This window comes from Promicromonospora sp. NPDC050262 (assembly GCF_040655935.1).
Taxonomy (GTDB): Bacteria; Actinomycetota; Actinomycetes; order Actinomycetales; family Cellulomonadaceae; genus Promicromonospora.
Genome location: NZ_JBFAKX010000005.1, coordinates 38,807 through 54,310 on the forward strand (window position 1 = coordinate 38,807; position 15,504 = coordinate 54,310).

At 74.0% G+C, this 15,504-nt stretch carries 15 protein-coding genes; 6 read left to right on the forward strand and 9 right to left on the reverse strand.

Annotated elements, in window-relative coordinates:
* Positions 1-70 precede the first annotated feature (70 nt).
* The 4 genes from AB0I29_RS09470 to sigJ all read right to left on the reverse strand — a co-directional run bounded on the left by AB0I29_RS09470 (position 71) and on the right by sigJ (position 6,631).
* Positions 71-3,001, reverse strand: a complete 2,931-nt coding sequence (locus tag AB0I29_RS09470; RefSeq protein ID WP_357480811.1) for a M4 family metallopeptidase — start codon at positions 2,999-3,001, stop codon at positions 71-73.
* Positions 3,002-3,177: 176 nt separating this feature from the next.
* Entirely contained in the window at positions 3,178-4,266 is a 1,089-nt protein-coding gene (locus AB0I29_RS09475) for a LuxR C-terminal-related transcriptional regulator (protein ID WP_285103381.1), read from the reverse strand.
* A 91-nt stretch (positions 4,267-4,357) separates the two neighbouring features.
* Positions 4,358-5,566 (reverse strand): FAD-dependent oxidoreductase, encoded by a 1,209-nt coding sequence (locus AB0I29_RS09480; protein WP_357480814.1) that lies wholly within the window; start codon positions 5,564-5,566, stop codon positions 4,358-4,360.
* Between the two features lie 111 nt (positions 5,567-5,677).
* Positions 5,678-6,631, reverse strand: coding sequence for an RNA polymerase sigma factor SigJ (sigJ, locus tag AB0I29_RS09485; protein WP_357480817.1), 954 nt, complete (start codon positions 6,629-6,631; stop codon positions 5,678-5,680).
* A 137-nt stretch (positions 6,632-6,768) separates the two neighbouring features.
* Here sigJ and AB0I29_RS09490 point away from each other — a divergent pair, with 137 nt between their 5' ends.
* From AB0I29_RS09490 to AB0I29_RS09505, 4 genes are all read left to right on the forward strand, one after another.
* A complete protein-coding gene (locus AB0I29_RS09490; protein ID WP_285103376.1) occupies positions 6,769-7,362 on the forward strand; it encodes a sulfite oxidase-like oxidoreductase in 594 nt (197 codons plus the stop codon).
* Positions 7,359-8,117 carry an FAD-binding oxidoreductase gene (locus AB0I29_RS09495; protein WP_357480821.1) on the forward strand — a complete coding sequence of 253 codons (759 nt, stop codon included), beginning with the start codon at positions 7,359-7,361 and terminating at the stop codon, positions 8,115-8,117. The genes AB0I29_RS09490 and AB0I29_RS09495 overlap by 4 nt, the downstream gene beginning before the upstream one ends.
* Positions 8,117-8,374 (forward strand): DUF6510 family protein, encoded by a 258-nt coding sequence (locus AB0I29_RS09500; RefSeq protein WP_285103372.1) that lies wholly within the window; start codon positions 8,117-8,119, stop codon positions 8,372-8,374. Before AB0I29_RS09495 ends, AB0I29_RS09500 begins: the two co-directional genes overlap by 1 nt.
* A gap of 115 nt (positions 8,375-8,489) precedes the next feature.
* The gene (locus AB0I29_RS09505) at positions 8,490-9,116 is read left to right on the forward strand and encodes a hypothetical protein (RefSeq protein WP_285103370.1); all 627 of its coding nucleotides are present in this window, start codon (positions 8,490-8,492) and stop codon (positions 9,114-9,116) included.
* A 2-nt stretch (positions 9,117-9,118) separates the two neighbouring features.
* On the opposite strand, the gene AB0I29_RS09510 is transcribed toward AB0I29_RS09505, so the two are convergent.
* The 5 genes from AB0I29_RS09510 to AB0I29_RS09530 all read right to left on the reverse strand — a co-directional run bounded on the left by AB0I29_RS09510 (position 9,119) and on the right by AB0I29_RS09530 (position 14,129).
* The gene (locus AB0I29_RS09510; RefSeq protein ID WP_285103368.1) at positions 9,119-9,556 is read right to left on the reverse strand and encodes a nuclear transport factor 2 family protein; all 438 of its coding nucleotides are present in this window, start codon (positions 9,554-9,556) and stop codon (positions 9,119-9,121) included.
* A gap of 68 nt (positions 9,557-9,624) precedes the next feature.
* Positions 9,625-11,724 carry a phenylacetic acid degradation bifunctional protein PaaZ gene (gene paaZ, locus AB0I29_RS09515; RefSeq protein WP_357480826.1) on the reverse strand — a complete coding sequence of 700 codons (2,100 nt, stop codon included), beginning with the start codon at positions 11,722-11,724 and terminating at the stop codon, positions 9,625-9,627.
* Between the two features lie 37 nt (positions 11,725-11,761).
* The gene (locus tag AB0I29_RS09520) at positions 11,762-12,613 is read right to left on the reverse strand and encodes a 3-hydroxyacyl-CoA dehydrogenase family protein (protein ID WP_357480829.1); all 852 of its coding nucleotides are present in this window, start codon (positions 12,611-12,613) and stop codon (positions 11,762-11,764) included.
* Positions 12,610-13,350: an enoyl-CoA hydratase/isomerase family protein gene (locus AB0I29_RS09525; RefSeq protein ID WP_357480832.1), complete on the reverse strand. Its 741-nt coding sequence runs from the start codon at positions 13,348-13,350 to the stop codon at positions 12,610-12,612. The genes AB0I29_RS09520 and AB0I29_RS09525 overlap by 4 nt, the downstream gene beginning before the upstream one ends.
* A 110-nt stretch (positions 13,351-13,460) precedes the next feature.
* Positions 13,461-14,129, reverse strand: a complete 669-nt coding sequence (locus AB0I29_RS09530; protein WP_357480835.1) for a TetR/AcrR family transcriptional regulator — start codon at positions 14,127-14,129, stop codon at positions 13,461-13,463.
* Between the two features lie 101 nt (positions 14,130-14,230).
* On the opposite strand from AB0I29_RS09530, the gene paaA reads away from it, so the two are divergent.
* The gene (paaA, locus tag AB0I29_RS09535; RefSeq protein WP_357480838.1) at positions 14,231-15,205 is read left to right on the forward strand and encodes a 1,2-phenylacetyl-CoA epoxidase subunit PaaA; all 975 of its coding nucleotides are present in this window, start codon (positions 14,231-14,233) and stop codon (positions 15,203-15,205) included.
* The gene (gene paaB / locus AB0I29_RS09540) at positions 15,202-15,501 is read left to right on the forward strand and encodes a 1,2-phenylacetyl-CoA epoxidase subunit PaaB (protein WP_285103358.1); all 300 of its coding nucleotides are present in this window, start codon (positions 15,202-15,204) and stop codon (positions 15,499-15,501) included. The genes paaA and paaB overlap by 4 nt, the downstream gene beginning before the upstream one ends.
* Positions 15,502-15,504 lie beyond the last annotated feature (3 nt).

Here is a 15,504-nt window from a genome sequence, read left to right on the forward strand (position 1 = left end):
TAGACGCTGACCGACCCTGTGCAGACGCCGACCGGCCCGGCGGACGCCGGGCCGGTCAGCACCCGTCAGGTCAGCAGCGCTTCGCGCCGGACGCGACCGCGAGGCCGGTCACCGACGTCGCCGTGGACTTGAAGACCACGGTGCGGCCCTCGCCCGCCTCGGCGAACATCTGCGCGCCCGGGCTGCACGAGGCGTCGCCCACGTAGACGCCGTCCAGCGTGTACTGCTTCAGGCGCGGCATGAGCGCGTCCGACGGCAGCGTGGCCGACTGCCACGCCTCCTTCGGGGCGTCCTCGGTCACCGTCAGCGTCGTGTCGGACGCCGTCAGCACCCACGCGCGCTTGGCCGTGGACGAGGTCTCGTCGAACAGGATCCCGCCCTTCCGCGTGGCGAACGAGTACGCCCGCACCGAGTTGTTCCACGCGCCCGCCTCCGTGTAGCCGGGGTCGCGGTCCGTCACCCAGTAGGCGCCCTTGGTGGTGAGCGCGGGGTAGCTGACGGTCTCGGCGCCGTTGTCCAGGCCGGCCAGGGTGGTCCGGCCGGTGCGTGTGTCGAACACCTCGACGCCGAGCGCCCAGTCCCAGCTCCCGTCGTCGTGCTGGAACACCTCGTAGCGCACGTAGGCGATCCGGCCCGCCCGGACGGTCGGCGCGGTCGCCGGGCCCACCCAGTCGTGCTCCACGGTGCGGACGGTGCTCGACCGGCCCTTGAGGTAGTGCACCTCGTCGATCCAGGTCTCGGCGTCCCACTCCGACCAGGACACGACGTCGCCGTCCATGCCGAGCCCGGTCACGCGGCCCGCCGTGGTGTACAGCGTGGTCGCCCGGCCGCCGGTCAGCGGCGCGGACATGATCCGGAAGTCCGTGTAGTCGGCTGCCATGGACAGCCACACCACCCGCTTGCCGTCGGTCTGGGCGAAGCTGTTGATCCGCCCGTCGGCCGCGGAGACCCGCCGGGGCTCGCCCCGGCCGTCGGTGCGGCCCACCCAGATCGACGTCGGCTCCGTGCCGTCGGCGCTGGACCGGGCCACGGCCCACCAGTCGCCGCCGGTCGACGGCTGCATGTCGGTGTACAGCCCGGTGTCCAGCCGGTCGAGGAGCAGCGACGTGCCCTTGCCCGGCAGGTTCTTCTCCCAGGCCTCGGTGACGCCGCGCGAGTCGAACGCCCGCTCGACGACCTTGAGCTGCTTGCCCTTCAGGCCGTACGACCGCGCGGCCGCGACCACGGCCTCCCGGCCGTCCACGAAGTCGGACAGCGGCGTGAGGTACTCGGTCAGCGCCCGGTAGACGATCTTGTCGGCCAGCTCACCGCCCAGCGCCTCGCGGACGTCCCACAGCGCACCGGAGACGATGGTCGAGTTCAGGTGCACGCCGCCGTAGTCGAAGCGCGCGTCGGTGTCGATGAGGTGGTTGAAGTCCGCCGTCGTCATGCCGTCGTCGAGGTCCCGCAGGGCGCAGTCGACCGGGGCCGTGGTGCGGCACAGGTCGCCGCCCAGGAGGCTCGCCTCCGGGTCGCTCATCGGGATCCCCGACACGTCGACGTCGATCGCGTTGCCGAAGTAGTCGGCGATCGCCTCGTTCAGCGCGCCCTGCTGGCCGCTGTAGAGGAAGCCCGCGGTGTGCTCCACCACGCCGTGCGTCATCTCGTGGCCGACGACGTCGAGGTCGGCGGCGAGCGACTTGTACTCCGAGTCGCCGGTCCCGTAGACCATCTTGGTGCCGTCCCAGAACGCGTTCACGAACGGGTTGCCCCCGTAGGTGATGCCCACGAACGAGTCGAGCGCCATGCCGGCGTCGTCCAGGCTGTCGCGCCCGTGCTCCACCTTGTAGTACTCGAACACCTGGGCCGCCGCCCAGTGCGCGTCGACCGCGCCGAGGTCCGTCAGGTCGGTGCCCAGCGTGCTCGACGGCGAGGCGAACGGCGCGATGCCCTCGGGCCACATGCCGGCGGTGTCGTAGTAGTCGTTGTGCGTCGCGTCCCAGGTGGTGATGGGCACGGTCCGGCCGTCGGCCAGCGTGTGGGTCACGTCCGTCGTCAGGTAGGTGCCCGTGGCGTCCACCCGCTGCAGCCCGACGTCGACGGTGGTGCCGTCGGCCTTGGTCCCCGTGCCGGTCACCGGCGTCACGCCGTTGCCGGACGGCGGCGGCTCCGTCCCGTCGGTCCCGCCCGCGGCAGCCGTCGCCTCCTGGTCGGCCCGCAGGGCCTCGACCTGCTGCGGCGCGGCCAGCGTGCGCAGGCGGCTGGAGCTGAGCAGCACGGTGCCCGAGGCGGCGTCGACGTACACGTCGGTGAGCACGGGCTCGCCCGTGACCGGCGCGGTACCGCGCACCAGCACGTGCCGGGCCAGGATGCCGGTCCCCGACGGGACCACCGTGAGGCCCTGGTCGCTACCGGTGAGGTCCGGCGTCGCCGCCGACGGCGCCGTGCCGGGCCGCACCCCGCCCGCCACGACGGCCGCGCCGCCGGACAGGCTCCTGCCGATCCCCTCGACGGCCCGCTCGACGGCCGTGGCCGCGGGCAGGGTCTGCGCCGTCGTGTCGACGTCGAGCTCGGTGAAGTAGGAGCCCGAGGTACCGGTGACGGTCCGCTCGCCGCCCTGCTTCTCCATGCGGACCACGTACTGGCCGCCCAGCACGGGCAGCTTCTTGTACCGCTGGTCCAGGCGGACGGTCTCGCGGGCGCCCTCGCGCTGCACGTCGGCAGTGACCAGCGTGGCGTCGGGGTCGGCGATCCCGTAGCGCGACCGGTGGCCCTCGAGGTGGGTCCGCGCGGCGGCGGCCGGGGCGAGGGCGGCGTCGACGGGCTCGTCGAGCCCCTCCACCAGTCCGGGCGTCTCCGTCTCGGGCACCGGGGTGGTCGCGGCGGTCCCGGGCAGCTCGGCCGTCGCCTGGGCCGGTACCGCGGCCGGTGCCGGTGCCGCGTGGGCGGCGGGGACCGCGGCCCCGAGCAGGGCGGCCGCCGCCAGCACGGCGACCGCACGGTTGGGTCTCTGGATACGCATGGGCTTCTCCTACGACCCTCTCGGGCCGGACTGATCTGGTACCGGCCGCACCCTCGCGCCCGTCGGACGAGACAACTGTGCTGACCGATGACATACCGGACAAGGAGAAGATTGCGCACCTGCGCAGATGAGCAGCGTGGGTACCGCCGCGCGGTCCTAGGCTTGGGTCAAGGCCGCTACGCGTGCGTCCGGGCGAGCAGGCCCTGCTCGGCGGCGAACAGCCCGATCTGGAACCGGGTGCGCGCGCCCAGCTTCTCCGCGAGCGCCGTGACCTCGGCCTGGACCGTGCGCCGGCTGATGTCGAGCGTGCGCGCGATGGCCTCGTCGGTCAGCCCGCCGGCCATGAGGTCGAGGATGGACCGCGTGCGCTGCTCCAGCCGCACCCGGGGCAGCGGCGACCAGGCGGCGGCCGGGTTCGCCCCGGCGACGCCGGCCTCGCCGTCGGGCGGTGCGCCGGCCGACCCGGCGCCCGAACCCCACATGGACTGCGGCATCGCCGCGTCCCACACCCGCTCGAAGAGGTCGGTCAGCGCCCCCACCAGCGCGGGGGCGTGCACCACGAGCGAGGCGCTGCCGGCGTCGTCGCCGGCGGCGGGCAGCATGGCGATCTTCTGGTCCACGACGACGAGCTTGAGCGGCACCTGCGGCGACAGGCGCAGGCCGGCACCCGTCGCCTGCCCGCCGAGCGCGGTCTCGAGCGAGACCGGGTCGGTGAACGTGGCGCTCTCGTACACGCTGCGCAGCTCGACCGTCGGGCTCATCGCGGGCCGGTCCACCTCGTCGAGCAGCTCGGGGGTGGGCTGGAGATAGGGCGGCCGGGCGAGGTGCAGCACCTCGTGCGTGGCGGTCTCCATGAGGTGCCAGTACAGCGCGCCGACCTGTTCCGTCCCGACCACGACGTCGACGAGCGCCGTGTCGCCGGCCTGGCCCGTGGCCTCCTGGTAGGCCTTCTCGAGGTGGTCGGCGTGCAGCTCCCAGACGGCGATCTCCAGGCGGCGCCGGGCGAGCAGCGTGGTGAGCACCGCGCGGGGCGGCAGCGCGGACCAGCGCCGGGCCCGGGACCGGCCCGGTCCCGCCGGCACCCCCACGACGAGCCCGTCCGCCTCGAGCGTGGTCAGCGCGGCCCGGACCTCCGCGGCGCCGAGGCCCACCGCCTCGGCGATCCCGGCCTCCGGCACGGCGTCGCGCGCCACGAGGTGGTCGAGCACGCGGACCGTGGGGGGCGTCGCGACGTCCAGCGACCGGCGCACGTCGTCCGAGATCATGGCTTGCCTCCTTGGCACAGGTGCTCGCGCCAAGTCACCCTTGCCTCGGCGGCGGGCGGACGGGGCCCGCTCGCTCGTTTTTTCGGAGACCTTAGCCCTTCACGGCGGGCATATCGCCGTAATTCACCCGCTCGCTGCCCGCACCGGAGGTCGTCGTGACGCGGCGCCGGCGGACCGGGTAGGGGATCGGGTGGGCGACCGTCCAGGCGGCTCCGGCGCAGATCATCTCCTTGTACCGGGCGGCGAGACGGCCGCCGGGGGCGGCGTCCTTGGCCCGGTCGTCGGGCGTGACGAGCTGGATGACGGCGTCGCGCCGGCCCAGGCTGATGCACTGGTGCACGTACCCGAGCGGCGTGTGCGGGAGCTTGCCCCCGGTCAGGCGTGCCGCGATCGAGTCGGCGGCCTGCCAGGCCATCGGGATGCCGGAGGCGCACGACATGCGCAGCACGTTGTCGACGGGGCCGTGCGCCAGCGCGGCGTCGCCCGTGGCGTAGACGTCGGGGTGGGAGACGGAGCGCATGGTCTCGTCGACCACGATCCGCCCGTCCGCGCCGACCCGCAGGCTCGTCTCGGCGGCGATCGGGTGCACGCCGAACCCGGTGGTCCACACGGCGACATCCGCCGGGATCGTCGCGTCGCGGGTCACCACGGCGGCGGAGTCCACGCTCGTGACGTCGGTGTGCTCGTGGACCGTGACGCCCAGCCGGTCGAGGACCGCGCGCAGGTGGCGCTGCCCGGCCGCCGAGAGCCAGTCCCCCAGGCCGTCGCGGACCGCGATCGCGACGTCCAGGTCGGTGCGGGCCTCCGCGATCTCGGTGACGGCCTCGATGCCGGTCAGGCCGCCTCCGACCACGACCACGCGGCCCCCGGGCGCGAGGCCCGCCAGCCGCTCGCGCAGGCGGAGCGCGCCCGGCCGGCTCGCCAGCTCGTGGGCGTGCTCGGCGACCCCCGGCACGCCGTGGTCGGCGAGCACGCTGCCCAGGGCGTACACGAGCGTGTCGTAGGCGAGCACGTCCCCACCGTCCTCCCCGGTCACGGAGACGGTCCGGCGGTCGACGTCGACGGCGGTCACGCGGGCCACCCGCAGGCGCACGCCCGTGCCGGCGAGCAGGTCGCGCAGCGGCCGGAGGCGCAGGTCCTGGCCCGTGGCCACCTGGTGCAGGCGCACCCGCTCGACGAAGTCCGGCTCGGCGTTGACCAGGGTGAGCTCGACGTCGTCGGGGTGCAGCCGGCGGGCCAGCCGGCCGGCGGCGGAGGCTCCGGCGTACCCGGCCCCGAGAATGACGATGCGGTGCTTCATGGGATCCCTCAGCTCGTGTCGGTGGGACGGTTGTGTGCCTCCTGAACCGGACGGCACAGCGATCCCTGACACCCCGCCCCTGTGACGCCGGTCACAGGGGCCGGTCCCGGCTCACCAGCCCCGGATCAGCGGCTCCCCGTGCTCCGTGGCCGCCCACTGGCGGCCGGCCCGGCCGAGCTTGTCCGGGTTGACCTGGCTGAGCACGGCGGTGATCCCGTCGGCGGTCGCCTCCAGCGTCATCACGCCCACCAGCCGGTCGCCGACCACGACGACCAGCGCCGGGAGGCCGTTGGCCGTCCACGCGTAGACGTCGGGGCTGCCGCCCAGCATCGCGCGCTTGGCCTCGGCCGGCCGGAACAGGCCGCGCAGGAACTTGGCCACGGCCGTGGCACCGAGCACGGCCGTCGCGCGCGCCGCGACCTTGCCGCCGCCGTCGCCCACCCCCACCACGTCGGCCGTCAGCAGCTTGACCAGCGGTTCGAGCTGCCCGCTCGTCGCGGCCGCCAGGAACTCCTCCACGACGGGCCGCGCGACCGCGAGGTCGACCGCCGCGCGGGTCCGCTCCCCCGCCAGGTGCTGCTTGGCCCGGTGGAGCACCTGCTGGCTGCCCACCTCGGTGAGGTCGAGCATCTCGGCGATCTCCGCGTGCGAGAACGCGAACGCCTCGCGCAGCACGTAGACGGCCCGCTCGTTGGGCGTGAGGCGCTCCATCAGCACGAGCATCGCCGTGGACACGGAGTCGCGCTGCTCCGCCGTGTCCGCGGGGCCGAGCATCGGGTCGCCGCGGAGCAGCGGCTCCGGCAGCCACTCGCCCACGTAGACCTCCCGACGGGCCCGCGCCGACCTGAGCTGGGTGAGGCACAGGTTGGTCAGCACCCGGGTCAGCCAGGCCTCCGGCACCCGGATCTGCGAGCGGTCGGCCGCCTCCCACCGCAGGAACGTCTCCTGCGCGGCGTCCTCGGCCTCCGCCGCCGACCCGAGCAGCCGGTAGGCGATGGCCTCCAGCCGTCCCCGGAGGTTCTCGAAGAGCTGCAGCTCGTCCTGGCTCGGCGACTCGGTCGTCATGCCGCGACCCTACTGCCCGAACTCACCCGCTGACACGGCCCGGTTCGCGCGCCGCCGGACGGCCCCGGCCCTACGCTGGTGCCACCATCGAACCGTGCCCGGCCGGCCCGGGCACGGTCGCCGGGAGGAGACTCAGCATGTCCTTTGTCACCCGTGGTTTCTCCGGTCGTCGCCGTGAGCCCGACACGCGCCTCCCGCCGGGGCAGACGCTGGTCCAGGACTGGCCCGTGCTCAGCGCCGGGCCCACCCCGCACGTCGACACCGCCGACTGGGAGCTCACCGTCCAGGACGAGACCGGCACCGACCACCGGTGGAGCTGGGACGAGCTCCTCGCCCTCGGGGTCGAGGACGTCACCGTGGACATCCACTGCGTCACCCACTGGTCCCGGCTCGACATGGGCTGGCGCGGGGTGAGCCTCGACAAGATCTTCGAGGACGTGGAGTCCGAGCACGAGTACGTCATGGCGCACTCCTACGGCGGCTACACGACGAACGTGCCGCTGGAGGACCTGCTGGACGGCAAGGCCTGGATCGCCACGGAGGCCGACGGCGCACCGCTCGACCCGGAGCACGGCGGACCCGCCCGGCTGCTCGTGCCGCACCTCTACTTCTGGAAGAGCGCCAAGTGGGTGCGGGGCCTGACGATGATGCCGGACAACGACCCGGGCTTCTGGGAGCAGTACGGCTACCACCTCTACGGGGACCCGTGGAAGGAGGAGCGCTACTGGTGAGCGCGCCGTCCGTCGCCCTGGGCCGGTCCCGGCCGCGTCCCGCGTGGCACGTCGCGACCGTCGTCGAGACGCGCCGCGAGACGCCCACGGCCGCGCGCCTCGTCCTGGACGTCCCCACGTGGCCCGGCAGCGAGGCGGGCGCGCACCTCGACGTGCGCCTCACCGCCCCGGACGGCTACCAGGCGAGCCGGTCGTACTCGATCGCCTCGGCGACGCCGGCGGGACAGGTGGTGCTCGCGGTCGACGAGCTGCCGGACGGCGAGGTCTCGCCCTTCCTGGTCCGCGACCTCCGGCCCGGCGACCAGCTCGAGCTGCACGGCCCGCTGGGCGCGTTCTTCGTCTGGCGGCCCGGCACGGGCGACCGCCCGGTCCAGCTCGTCGCGGGCGGCTCCGGCGTGGTGCCGCTGTACGCGATGGCCGCGGCGCACGGCGCTGCCGCCGACCCCGCGCCGTTCCGGCTGCTGTACTCCGTGCGCACCCCGGACGACGTGTACTTCGCGGACGAGCTCGCGGGGCTGGCCGGCCCGGCCTTCGCGCTGGACCTCGTCTACACGCGCGAGGCGCCGGCCGGCTGGCCCGACGCCGTCGGGCGGCTCACGCGGGAGGCCCTCGCCGCCCGGACGGTCCCGGCCGCGCACCGCCCGCACGTCTACGTCTGCGGCTCGACGGGCTTCGTCGAGACGGTGGCCCGCTGGCTGCAGGAGCTCGGCCACGCCGCGGCGGACATCCACACCGAGCGCTTCGGAGGTCTTTGATGACACACCACCTGGACGGCAACGTGCTCGCGGGCGCGCTCTCCGAGGTCTTCACGACCGACATGACGGCCGCGCGCGGCCGCTGCGGCGGCTGCGGGCACATGGCCGCGATCGCCGAGGCCATGGTCTACACCGACGCCCCCGGCCTCGTGGCCCGGTGCGCCGGGTGCGACCAGGTGCTCGCGACGGTCGTGGACACCGGTGACCGCGTGATCCTGAGCCTCGCCGGCCTGAGCGCCGTCGAGCTCCGGCGCTGAGCCCGTACCGGGCTGAAAGTGGACGCGGGGACCTTGACCTGGGCCACGCGGCGGCGGAGTGTGAGGAGGGACGGCAGCGCCGTCCGGACGCTGCCCCGAGCACAGGGAGTCCGTCATGTACGTACGCACCACCGAGGTCCGAGGTGATCCCGCCGGGATCGACGGCGGGCTGCGGATCGTCCGCGAGGAGGTCTTCCCGGCCGTGACCGCCATGGACGGCTGCGTCGGGATGTCGATGCTGGTCGACCGTGAGTCCGGGCGTTGTGTCGCCACGACGGCGTGGCAGTCGCACGACGCGATGATGATGAGCGCCGACGGCGTGCGCCCGCTGCGCGAGCGCGCCGTGCAGGCGCTGGGGAGCACGGGGGGCGGCGACGTCCACGAGTGGGAGGCCGCGGTGGTCCACCGGGACCACGCGACGCCCGACGGCGCGTGTGCGCGCCTCACCTGGCTGAGCGGCGGCCAGGACATGGTCGACCGCTGTATCGACCTCTACCGCATGGTCATCCTGCCGCAGCTCCAGGAGATGGACGGGTTCTGCAGCGCCAGCCTCATGGTGGACCGCGAGGCGGGCCGCGCCGTCGGCACGACCGCCTTCGACAGCATGGGGGCCGTCATGGCCGCCCGCGAGGCCACGGCCCGCATCCGCGAGCGTGTGGTCAGCGAGCTCGGCGCCACCGTCGACGGCATCGACGAGATGGAGATCGCGTTCGCGCACCTCCACGTACCCGAGATGGCCTGAGGTCAGGGCTCCAGGTCGGTCAGCCCCCGGCCGCTGCGCAGGTCGAGCGGCACCGAGACCTGGTCGTGCGCGATCAGCCAGGTGCCGCCGACCTTGCGGAGGCAGAACGTGGCCCGCACCCACATGCCGCTCGTCGCGGACCCGTCCTTCAGGGTGCCGCTGAGCCGCCCGAAGGCGTGCCCGAACGCGACGGTCTCGTCGACGGCGAGCGCCAGGTCGCGGAGCTCGTAGTCGACCTCCTCGAAGACCGCGAGGACGCGTGCCCAGCTCGCCAGCTTGGCGTCCGCGCCCACGTGCTGCAGCGGTGGCTCGACGTCGAAGGACACGACGTCGGCCGCGTAGAGCTGCCGCAGCGCGTCGAGGTCCTTGGCCCGCAGCCCCTCGACGATCCCGTCCAGCCGCCGCCGGATCTCCGCCTCGTCGTCCTGTCGCATGGTCATCGCCGTCCGTCCCTTCCGTCGGGTGGTTCCTCACAGGGGTGACGGACGGGAGGGACGGAACGTGACCGTCAGCGGTCGCCGGCCCCGGCGCGGTCCTCCTTGGCGACCAGGGTCAGCACGTCGTACGTGGCCACCTGCTCGTCGCGCTGGTTGGTGAGCACGGCATCCCAGCGCACCTCGCCGTAGTCCTCGTCCTCGCGCGGCGTGATCTGGGCGGCCGTCAGCCGCACCCGGATCGTGTCCCCGGGCGACACCGGCGTCAGGAAGCGCAGGTTCTCCAGGCCGTAGTTCGCGAGCACCGGCCCCGGCGCGGGGTCGACGAACAGCCCCGCCGCGAACGACACGAGCAGGTACCCGTGCGCCACGCGCCCGGGGAAGAACGGGTTGGCGGCGGCGGCCTCCTCGTCCGTGTGCGCGTAGAAGGTGTCGCCGGTGAAGTCGGCGAAGTGCGTGATGTCGTCGAGGGTCACCTCGCGCGGCGCGGACTCGACGGCGTCACCGATCCGGAGGTCGGCCAGCGACCTGCGGAAGGGGTGGCCCGCGTCGGTGCGCGACGGCGCCCCCGCCCGCCACCTGCCGGTCAAGCCGGTCAGCGCCGCGGGGGTGCCCTGGATCGCGGTGCGCTGCATGTAGTGCTCCACGGCGCGGACGCCGCCGAGCTCCTCACCGCCGCCCGCGCGGCCCGGCCCGCCGTGGACCAGGTGCGGCACCGGGGAGCCGTGGCCGGTCGATGACCGCGCGTCGTCCCGGTCGAGCACCAGCACCCGACCGTGCATCGGTGCGATCCCCGTGACGAGGTGCCGCACCACGTCGGGGTCGGCGGACGCGACGGTGGCCACCAGCGAGCCGCCGCCGAGATTGGCCAGCCGGACGGCGTCGTCGAGGTCGCGGTAGCCGATCACCGAGGCGACCGGCCCGAAGGCCTCGATGTCGTGCACGGCGGGCGCCGCGGGGTCGGCGAACCGCAGGAGCAGGGGCGCGACGAACGCGCCGTCCGGCGCGGGTCCGCGGCTGCCGTCGGCGTGCACCACCTCGGGCTCCGCGAGGTCGCCGACCACGATCTGCCCGCCGCCCGCGACGAGCTCCCGGACGCGGCGCAGCACCTCCTCCTTCTGCCCCGCGCTCGCCAGGGCGCCCATCGTGACGCCGTCGGCCCGCGGGTCGCCGACCACGACGCGCTGCGCGATCCGCTCGCGCACGGCCTCGATCACGGCGTCCTCGCGGTCGGCCGGGACGATCACCCGGCGGATCGCCGTGCACTTCTGCCCGGCCTTCACGGTCATCTCCGTGACCACCGAGGCGACGAACGCCGCGAACTCCGGGCTCCCGGGCTCCACGTCCGGGCCGAGCACCGCCGCGTTCAGGGAGTCGGTCTCCGCGGTGAGCACCACGCCCCGGCGGATCACGGCGTCGTCGACCGCGAGCACCCGCGCCGTGGACGCAGACCCGGTGAAGCTCACGGCGTCGCGCACGTCGAGCACGTCGAGGAACCCGCGGGCCGGGCCGCTGACGAGCTGCAGCGCGCCGTCGGGCAGGAGCCCGGAGTCGACGATCGCCCGCACCGCGGCCTCGGCGAGGTACGCCGTGGCCGAGGCCGGCTTGACGACGGTCGGGACGCCCGCGAGGAAGGCGGGCGCGAACTTCTCCAGCATGCCCCAGACGGGAAAGTTGAACGCGTTGACCTGGAAGGCCACGCCCTGCCGCCGCACGCGCACGTGCTGGCCGCCGAACGACCCGTCGCGGGACAGGCTCTCCGGCGGCCCGTCGACCAGGAGCTGCGCGTTGGGCAGCTCCCGGCGCCCCTTCGACCCGTAGGTGAACAGCACGCCGATGCCGCCGTCGATGTCGACCAGGGCGTCCCGCCGGGTGCCGCCGGTGCGCAGGCTCACCTCGTAGAGGTCGTCCTTGACGCCGGTGAGGTGCTGCGCGAGCCGCTTGAGCAGCAGCGCGCGCTGGTGGAAAGTGAGCGCGCCGAGCGCGTCCTGGCCCACGGTCCGGCCGTAGTCGACGACGGCCCGCAGGTCGACCGGGCTGCCGGAGACCGCCGCGACCGGCTCACCGGTCGAGGCGTCCCGCACGACCTGGGCCTCGGCGTCCGAGGGCGGGCGCTGCCACGCCCCCAGGACGTAGCTGTCGAGGGTGCGCACCGGGGTCTCCGTCGCGGTCATGGCGTCTTCCTTTCGGCTGTACCGACGTCTCTGCAGGTCACTCGTCCCATGTGAAGAACCCTTCGCCGCTCTTGCGCCCCAGCCGGCCCGCTTCGACCATCGCCCGCAGCAGCCGCGGCACGGCGAACCGCTCCCCCAGCTCGCGCTCCAGGTGCTCGGCGATGCCGAGCCGCACGTCCAGGCCGACCAGGTCGGTCAGGCGCAGCGGCCCGACGGGGAACCGGTAGCCGCGCACCATCGCGGTGTCGATGTCGGCGGGCGAGGCGACGCCCTCCTCGACCATGCGGATCGCCTCGAGCGCGATCACGACGCCCAGGCGGGAGCTCGCGAAGCCGGGCGTGTCGGACACGACGATCGAGGCCTTGCCGAGCGCAGCGACCCAGGCGCCGGCCTCGTCGACGAGCACCGGCACGGTCGCCCGGCCACGCACGATCTCCACGAGCGCCGACGCGGGCACGGGGTTGAAGAAGTGCAGCCCCACGAAGCGCTCGGGGCGCTCCAGGTGCCCCGCGAGGGTGTCGATCGACAGCGACGACGTGTTGCTGGCCAGCCAGGCGGTCGGCGACAGCACCCGCTCGACGCGCGCCAGGACCTCGACCTTGGCCGCGAGGTCCTCGGGCACCGCCTCGACGACCAGACCGGCCGGGCCGACGTCCGCGACGTCGGTGGTCACGCGCGCCCGCTCCGTCAGCTCGGCGACGGTGCGCGGGGTGGTCCCGCGCTCCACGCTGGCGGTCACCGCGCGCTCCAGCCCTGCCTGCGCCCGGGCCGCCGACTCCCCGTCGCGCTCGACGACCACGACGTGGGCCCCCGCCAGCAGGAAGGCGTGGGCGATCCCGACGCCCATCCGGCCGCCGCCGACCACACCGACATTCCGGGCCAGCGTCATCGCTTCTTCCGTTCCAGGAACGCGGTCATCCGCTCGCGCTTGGCGGGCGACTCGAACAGCACGGACTGCGCCAGGTCGTCGATGTCCGGGTGCGCCGCGCGTGGCGCCCGGAAGACCTGCTTGGTGTAGCGGACCGCCGTCGGGTCCTGCTCCGCGATCCGGTCCGCGAGCGCGTCGGCCGCGCCCACCAGGTCGGACGACGCGTGGACCGCGCTGACCAGCCCCGCCGCCAGCGCCTCGGGGGCGTCGAGCACGCGGCCGGCGAGCAGGACCTCCAGCGCGAGCGCCTCGCCGACGAGCTCCTTGAGCCGCCAGGACGCGCCCGCCGCGGCGATGATGCCGAGCCCCACCTCGGGGTTGCCGAACCGGGCGTTCTCGCCGGCCAGCCGGAAGTCGGCCGCGTAGGCCAGCTCGGCGCCGCCCCCGAGGGCCCAGCCGTCGACGGCGGCGATCACCGGCATCGGCAGCCGGGCGATCCGCTCGAACAGCCGCGAGTTGATCCCGGCGAGCGCGTCGTCGCGGCCACGCTCGCGCAGCTCGGCGATGTCGGCGCCGGAGGCGAACACGCGCTCGGAGCCGGACAGGACCAGGATGCGCGGCCGGGCCTCCAGCTCGGCGCAGACCTCGTGCAGCTCGCCGACCATCGCCTTGTCGATGGCGTTGCGTACCTCGGGCCGGTCGAGCCGGACGTGGAGGCGGTCCGCGCGGTCATCGACGCGCCGCAACGCTGCTGCCATGGCCTCATCACCTGGGGGTCGCACCGGCGTAGCGTCGTCGCGCTACTTACTGACCGTTCGTTCTGTGCAGCATGGCATGCGGGACGGCCGGGTTCAAGAGCGGCGATTCGTCAGCGGCGGGCGCCGGGCTGGGCGCGCAGCCCCTCGAACGCCATGGCGACGACGGCGTCGGCGAGCTGGTCGGCCGTGAGCCCACCGCCGGGGCGGTACCACTCCACCAGCGAGTTGACCATGCCGAAGAGCAGGCGGGTGGCGGTGCGCGCGTCGACGTCCGACCGGAGGGCGCCGTCCGCGACCGCCTCCTCGACCAGGCGCGCCACGGCGTGGTCGAACTCGCGGCGACGCGCCAGCGCCTCGCGCTCGACGTCGGTGTTCCCGCGCAGGCGCAGCAGCAGCGTGACGAACGGCAGCTCCTGCACGAGCACCCGGACGGCACCCCGGATGACGCGTTCGAGCCGCTCCAGCGCGCTCGGCGCGGCGGCGTCCGGCGCCCCACCCGGCTGGCCGTCCGGCTCCTGGAGGAGGGCCTCGAGGTTGCCGAGCGCGCGCTCCAGCGCCAGCCGGAGCAGCTCCTGCTTGCCGCTGACGTGGTAGTAGATCGCGGACTTGCTGGTCCCGAGGCGTTCGGCCAGCTCGCCCATCGACGTCGCGTCGTACCCGCGCTCGTTGAACGCCTGGACGGCGACGGCCAGCACCGCGTCCAGGTCGTACGCCACACGCCCAGCGCGGCCGTTCCCGCCCCGTCGAGCGGGCGCGGGAGCGGCGTCGGGTTCACTCATGCGAGCCAACCTAACCGACCGGGAGGCCGTTGCCGCCGCCCCCACCCCGGTGCTAGCCTGACTGAACGATCGGTAAGTAGGGCTCCAGCACAGGAGACGTCATGCCCGCAGAAGAACCGCCCACGACCGCTTCCCAGGAAGCCGCGCGGCTCGCGGCGTTCGACGCGCTCATCACCGCCGACCAGCGGATCGAGCCCACCGACTGGATGCCGCCGGCGTACCGGAAGGCGCTGGTGCGGCAGATGTCGCAGCACGCGCACTCCGAGATCATCGGCATGCAGCCCGAGGGCAACTGGATCACGCGCGCGCCGAGCCTCAAGCGCAAGGCGATCCTCATGGCAAAGGTGCAGGACGAGGCCGGGCACGGGCTCTACCTCTACTCGGCGGCCGAGACGCTGGGGACCACCCGCGACGAGATGCTCGACGCCCTGCACTCGGGCAAGGCCAAGTACTCGTCGATCTTCAACTACCTCGCGCCGTCGTGGGCCGACATGGGCTCGATCGGCTGGCTGGTGGACGGCGCCGCCATCGCGAACCAGGTGCCGCTGTGCCGCGCGTCCTACGGCCCGTACGGGCGCGCGATGGTGCGCATCTGCAAGGAGGAGTCGTTCCACCAGCGGCAGGGCTTCGAGATCCTGCTGGCGCTGATGAACGGCACCGACGAGCAGCAGGCCATGGCGCAGGAGTCCGTGAACCGCTGGTACGCGCCGGCCCTGATGATGTTCGGCCCGCCCGACGCCGAGTCGCCCAACTCGCGGCAGAGCATGGCCTGGAAGATCAAGCGTTTCTCGAACGACGAGCTGCGCCAGCGGTTCGTCGACATGATCGTGCCGCAGGCCGAGATCCTCGGGATCACGCTGCCCGACCCCGACCTGCGCTGGAACGAGGAGCGCGGCCACCACGACTTCGGCGAGCTCGACTGGGCCGAGTTTCACGCCGTCCTGCACGGGAACGGGCAGGCGAACGCACTGCGCCTGGCCAAGCGCCGCGCCGCGCACGCCGAGGGCGAATGGGTGCGCGAGGCCGCCCGGGCGTACGCCGAGCGCACCGCGACGAGCGAACGGATGGCGTCATGACCGAGGAACCACGCCGGGAGACCTGGCCCCTGTGGGAGGTGTTCGTGCGCTCGGCGCGCGGCCTCTCGCACGTGCACGCCGGCTCGCTGCACGCGCCGGACGCCGAGCTGGCGGTGCGCAACGCCCGCGACCTCTACACCCGCCGCAGCGAGGGGGTCTCGATCTGGGTGGTGCCCGCCGCCGCGATCACGGCGTCGGACCCCGACGCGAAGGACGCGTGGTTCGAGTCCCCGCGCGGCAAGGACTTCCGGCACGCGACGTACTACACGGCGTCGCAGGCCGTGCCGCACCTCTGACCC

Coding starts and splice junctions, on each gene's coding strand:
- AB0I29_RS09520 (WP_357480829.1), bottom strand. CDS start 12,613: ATGACGCTGGCCCGGAATGTCGGTGTGGTCGGCGGCGGCCGGATGGGC.
- paaA (WP_357480838.1), top strand. CDS start 14,231: ATGCCCGCAGAAGAACCGCCCACGACCGCTTCCCAGGAAGCCGCGCGG.
- paaZ (WP_357480826.1), bottom strand. CDS start 11,724: ATGACCGCGACGGAGACCCCGGTGCGCACCCTCGACAGCTACGTCCTG.
- AB0I29_RS09490 (WP_285103376.1), top strand. CDS start 6,769: ATGTCCTTTGTCACCCGTGGTTTCTCCGGTCGTCGCCGTGAGCCCGAC.
- AB0I29_RS09510 (WP_285103368.1), bottom strand. CDS start 9,556: ATGACCATGCGACAGGACGACGAGGCGGAGATCCGGCGGCGGCTGGAC.
- AB0I29_RS09470 (WP_357480811.1), bottom strand. CDS start 3,001: ATGCGTATCCAGAGACCCAACCGTGCGGTCGCCGTGCTGGCGGCGGCC.
- AB0I29_RS09480 (WP_357480814.1), bottom strand. CDS start 5,566: ATGAAGCACCGCATCGTCATTCTCGGGGCCGGGTACGCCGGAGCCTCC.
- sigJ (WP_357480817.1), bottom strand. CDS start 6,631: ATGACGACCGAGTCGCCGAGCCAGGACGAGCTGCAGCTCTTCGAGAAC.
- AB0I29_RS09475 (WP_285103381.1), bottom strand. CDS start 4,266: ATGATCTCGGACGACGTGCGCCGGTCGCTGGACGTCGCGACGCCCCCC.
- AB0I29_RS09505 (WP_285103370.1), top strand. CDS start 8,490: ATGTACGTACGCACCACCGAGGTCCGAGGTGATCCCGCCGGGATCGAC.
- AB0I29_RS09530 (WP_357480835.1), bottom strand. CDS start 14,129: ATGAGTGAACCCGACGCCGCTCCCGCGCCCGCTCGACGGGGCGGGAAC.
- AB0I29_RS09500 (WP_285103372.1), top strand. CDS start 8,117: ATGACACACCACCTGGACGGCAACGTGCTCGCGGGCGCGCTCTCCGAG.
- paaB (WP_285103358.1), top strand. CDS start 15,202: ATGACCGAGGAACCACGCCGGGAGACCTGGCCCCTGTGGGAGGTGTTC.
- AB0I29_RS09525 (WP_357480832.1), bottom strand. CDS start 13,350: ATGGCAGCAGCGTTGCGGCGCGTCGATGACCGCGCGGACCGCCTCCAC.